This window comes from Petrotoga sp. 9T1HF07.CasAA.8.2, assembly GCF_002895585.1.
In the GTDB taxonomy this organism is placed as follows: Bacteria; Thermotogota; Thermotogae; order Petrotogales; family Petrotogaceae; genus Petrotoga; species Petrotoga mobilis.
The window spans coordinates 1-3,834 of sequence record NZ_AZRI01000042.1 but is presented as its reverse complement, the minus strand read 5'-3'; the positions used below and the strand labels follow the sequence as shown (position 1 = coordinate 3,834).

Annotated in this window: 7 protein-coding genes and 1 pseudogene; 4 read left to right on the top strand and 4 right to left on the bottom strand. The window is 31.9% G+C overall.

Features of this window, described 5'->3' with window-relative positions; translation table 11 throughout:
- Nucleotides 1-245: 245 nt before the first annotated feature.
- Together X925_RS09310 and X925_RS09305 are read right to left on the bottom strand one after the other, a co-directional pair.
- Entirely contained in the window at nucleotides 246-458 is a 213-nt protein-coding gene (locus X925_RS09310; RefSeq protein ID WP_103064845.1) for a hypothetical protein, read from the bottom strand.
- Nucleotides 459-1,106: 648 nt separating this feature from the next.
- Nucleotides 1,107-1,535 (bottom strand): annotated as a pseudogene (locus X925_RS09305) (transposase); the annotation flags it as partial.
- Nucleotides 1,536-1,677: 142 nt separating this feature from the next.
- On the opposite strand from X925_RS09305, the gene X925_RS09300 reads away from it, so the two are divergent.
- The 4 genes from X925_RS09300 to X925_RS10345 all read left to right on the top strand — a co-directional run bounded on the left by X925_RS09300 (nucleotide 1,678) and on the right by X925_RS10345 (nucleotide 3,011).
- Nucleotides 1,678-2,007, top strand: a complete 330-nt coding sequence (locus X925_RS09300) for a transposase (protein ID WP_121959778.1) — start codon at nucleotides 1,678-1,680, stop codon at nucleotides 2,005-2,007.
- Nucleotides 2,008-2,217: 210 nt separating this feature from the next.
- A complete protein-coding gene (locus X925_RS09295; protein WP_146026698.1) occupies nucleotides 2,218-2,466 on the top strand; it encodes a hypothetical protein in 249 nt (82 codons plus the stop codon).
- Nucleotides 2,467-2,469: 3 nt separating this feature from the next.
- Nucleotides 2,470-2,850 (top strand): transposase, encoded by a 381-nt coding sequence (locus X925_RS09290; RefSeq protein ID WP_121959776.1) that lies wholly within the window; start codon nucleotides 2,470-2,472, stop codon nucleotides 2,848-2,850.
- Entirely contained in the window at nucleotides 2,844-3,011 is a 168-nt protein-coding gene (locus X925_RS10345; RefSeq protein ID WP_158245460.1) for a hypothetical protein, read from the top strand. The genes X925_RS09290 and X925_RS10345 overlap by 7 nt, the downstream gene beginning before the upstream one ends.
- Before the next feature lie 147 nt (nucleotides 3,012-3,158).
- Here X925_RS10345 and X925_RS09285 read toward each other — a convergent pair whose 3' ends face one another.
- Both X925_RS09285 and X925_RS10340 read right to left on the bottom strand, forming a co-directional pair.
- Nucleotides 3,159-3,638: a hypothetical protein gene (locus tag X925_RS09285; protein ID WP_121959775.1), complete on the bottom strand. Its 480-nt coding sequence runs from the start codon at nucleotides 3,636-3,638 to the stop codon at nucleotides 3,159-3,161.
- Between the two features lie 13 nt (nucleotides 3,639-3,651).
- A partial coding sequence (locus X925_RS10340; protein ID WP_158245459.1) for a hypothetical protein occupies nucleotides 3,652-3,834 on the bottom strand: 183 nt, incomplete at its 5' end.

Sequence of the window (3,834 nt, the reverse complement as noted above, 5' to 3'; positions counted from 1 at the left end):
TATTTTCGTGATAGAACCATAAAAATATCTTAATTACATGAAAAATAATATTCTTATTAAAGGATGAGAAGGTGATTCGTTTAATTTCTTTCAACCATTATAAAGAATTGATAAATCGATACTGTGCACGAGAAATAAAACTATTAACTTTATTGCCTTGGTTAGCCTTTCTTTAACCTGCTTTCTCTTTGCAGAAGCTTTAAAAAAATTTACCTACAGGATTCGGCACCGGGACATCATAATAACTAACTTACTCTGTAAGTTCTCCCCATAGCTATCATTAAATCTTCTCCTAAGTCAGAGATTTTTAAATTTTCATAATCCTTAGGTATTAAAGAAAGAATCAGATTATCACATATGATACCCAACTCTTTTGCCAACTTTATCCTTTGCTCTTTGGTTAATTCTATTTCTCCTTTCTTAATTTCTTTAACTAATTCTTTTCTTTTACTTAGCATCACTTTTTACCTCCTTGTATAATATGTTTAATACTGCCTTTAGAAACTCTAAAATGCTCATTACATCATGGTTTTAAAAATCAATTTTTTCCCAAAATATCTCCTTTCTCCTTCTGCACTTTTACTCAGTATTTGAAACTCTTTTTTACTAATTCTCTGAAAAGCGAGACATCTTATCCTATTCTCTAACCCTCATAAAAACCACCTCCCCTTTTCAAAATTTTTCTATTTCTAAAGTGTCTATAATATGTTTATAGTGTCTTCCGAAATTCTAAAACATGCATTGTAACCGACTTTTAATACCTTCAATATTTGATTTTTACATCCTAGGTGTATAATTTGTTTGATAGGATATCTTTGTTTTTTGGTAATAATATTATACAATTGTCATTAATAATGAGATGAAAGCTTATACATTAATAAAAAATCTTTTGTACTTATTTTGTTTTTTGTTCTTATTTTAACTTACTTTATCATTTATTAACCATCAATTTGATTTTTTCTGAAATGGGTATTATAACATTTGGTAATATTATAACATTTCGGTAATAATATGTCAAATACTTTTGGCTCCTTGTCAAATATGGTTGATGGAACAGACTGAAGAGATGATGAAAAAGGTAATACAGCTTTTTTTGTTGAATAATTTCAGCTCAGAAAGGATAACTGTTTACAATATGTTGTTCCTTCTGTGATGAAATTTGGTAGTTTTATGAATCTTTCTGGCATCACTCCTAATAGAACTTTTTTGGTATATCTCAAAACTTCCTTGAATCCAAAACTTATTCTTTTTATTAATTTTATGTGTGTATGACGTCCTTCTACTTTAGCCGTCGTTGTTCTATTAACGAAATATTGGAGTATTTCTTTTTCCCACCTTATATATGTTTTGGCCCATCTCCATACCTGAGGATCTTCACTTTCTTCCATCATCCCTATCAATATGTGTAATCTTCTTTTCCCTTCTTCATATGTTTCTGCTTTATACATCCATTTCAACATTAGTAGGTATCTATAATACTCTTTTAGATATGGATGTTCCTTCAATGTCTTGTATAATCTCTTTACCTTTTTCTTCTCTTTTAAGTTCGTTTAAAAGTTTGTTCGCTACCCACCTTCCGCCTATAAATCCGATACTTGATTGACCTTTCAAGGCCGTATTAGAAGGATGATTGTAAAAGGCGGATCCTCAAACAATACTAAAGCGAGGTGAAAAAATATGTATTTTGTTGGTATTGACGTTTCTAAAAACTCTTTTCATTACTACGTCCAGAATTCAGATAGGGCCAAAATCGTTAGCGGTAAACTCAAACAGAATATGAATGGTTTCACAACTTTCGACAAGATCCTTAAAAAGTTCAGCAAAAGAGAGATTATAATTGGTATGGAATCCACTTCTATTTACCATCAACATTTGTTTTCTTATCTACTTAAACACGATTATGATGCCCATATCATTAATCCCCTTTTGTTGAAAGAATTCAGAAAAAGTGAAACTCTTCGCCATTCTAAAAACGACAATATTGATTCCAAGCTGATCTCCATTTAGGTAAAAAGAAACGCCCCGAAGGAGGTTCAAGGAAAATATCCAGACAAGATTCCTTCTTCTAAGGAGATAGATAATTTCACTCAATACTCTCGCGAGATCGTCAACCTTTCTGAGGAGATTTCAAGGGTTAAGAATGAAATCAAACGCTATGTCTACATTTTGTTTCCTGAATTGGAATCTTTTCAATCCAATATCTTTACCAAGAGTTTAATGAATTTATTGTATAACTTCCCTTCTGCAAGGAAGATCGCTACAGCCAACAAAAAACAGCTTATCGATGCAATGAAGATAGATAATCAATTGTATTTCGATGAAAATAAGTTGGACCAAATCATCACACTTTCTAAAAATTCAATAGCAAGTGGCAACGATGCACATGAGTTAGCTCTTCAAAAAAGAATAGAATTGTTGTTCAAACTTGAATCAGATCAAAAGCTCTTCAAAGAAAAATTGAAATAAACTTTGAACAATTCATCAAACGATGTAATTAAAAACCAGGTAGAATTAATACAATCTCTTGATGGTTTCAACGAATCAGCTTTAAATATTGTAGCAGAAACAGGAGATATCAACCGATTCCATTCTGCTTCTGCCTTGATGGCTTTCGTTGGTATCGATCCTCGTACAGAGGAATCAGGTCAAATGAAAAAAGGTTGGTTTATCAATAGAAAAGGTAACAGGTACCTAAGAAAAGCTGTTTACATCGCTGCCACCGTTGCTATTCTAAACAATGAATACTTCAAGAATTATTACCTGAAACTACGTACTCGAGGTAAATCACATACTGTTGCTGTGTTAGCTGTAGCGGGGAAAACACCCCGAAGGGGGTTCAAGGATTGTTGAGAATAATATATTCACTGGTAAAGAGCGGGAAAAAATATGATCCTAACTATCATTACAAATTACAAAATCAAGAAATGAGCGTTCATAACAATTATACAGCAAAAAAAATCAAAAAGAGAAATAGTAACCTGAACAAACAACAACCGCTACTTTCAACCTAGAAGTACAACTGAATAAGGATTTTTTAAATAAAAAATATTTAAAATTTTTTTAATTAAATAGGGGACTATCATACTTGACTTTTAACTTAAAACCCGTGTTAGATCATAATTAAGTGTCATCGAAATAGGGTATTGGTTAGATAGTATTTATGTCTTTGAACTTGATTTGCTTTTTGTTAGTTGAATGTTGTATAATTTATCCACAAGAATATTTATTTCCTTGAACCCCCTTCGGGGTGTTTCTTTTCTCAATTTTACCATGTTTAAACTTTCGTATGTTTTCTTTAGTTGAGATTTAGTTTTTTCGCTAACAGTATTGCTTTCAAGCAACCGTTGGTATGGAGTCTTAGGTTTCTCGTATTCTTTTTTTATTGTTTTACCCGTGTCGTTCTTTACTTTGTTTTTTAGTTTAAAGCTAGCTATGAAGAAGTTATCTAGTAAGTCTGCTCTGTTGTAAATCTCGTTGAGCAGACTTACCTCTTCTTCACTCTCATACCTGAAATACCCCACCAATTTTCTTACCTTATCCCCGTTCTTTTGTTCCACGTGAGCGTTATCGTTTTTCTTGTAAGGTCTACTTCTTGAAAGTTTAACTTCGTTATTCCCTTTTACCTTTTCAAAAAGCACTTTAAGTATAGTTTTATCGTTTTCCTACCTTTTCAAAGGCATGTCTTCCAAAGTTTGCTGAAATTGGTTCCTTTTGATATATGAACGCATTAACTTTATGCTTCTTTGTAGATACCTTAGGAACACTACTTACCATTCTTTTCAATGTACCTAAGGATACATTCTTTGCTTCTTCTGTCTTTGAAAGTTCATACAA

Bases quoted from the DNA above. Each gene is read 5' to 3' on its own strand.
- X925_RS09310 (WP_103064845.1), bottom strand. From the start codon at position 458: ATGCTAAGTAAAAGAAAAGAATTAGTTAAAGAAATTAAGAAAGGAGAA.
- X925_RS09300 (WP_121959778.1), top strand. From the start codon at position 1,678: ATGTATTTTGTTGGTATTGACGTTTCTAAAAACTCTTTTCATTACTAC.
- X925_RS09295 (WP_146026698.1), top strand. From the start codon at position 2,218: ATGAATTTATTGTATAACTTCCCTTCTGCAAGGAAGATCGCTACAGCC.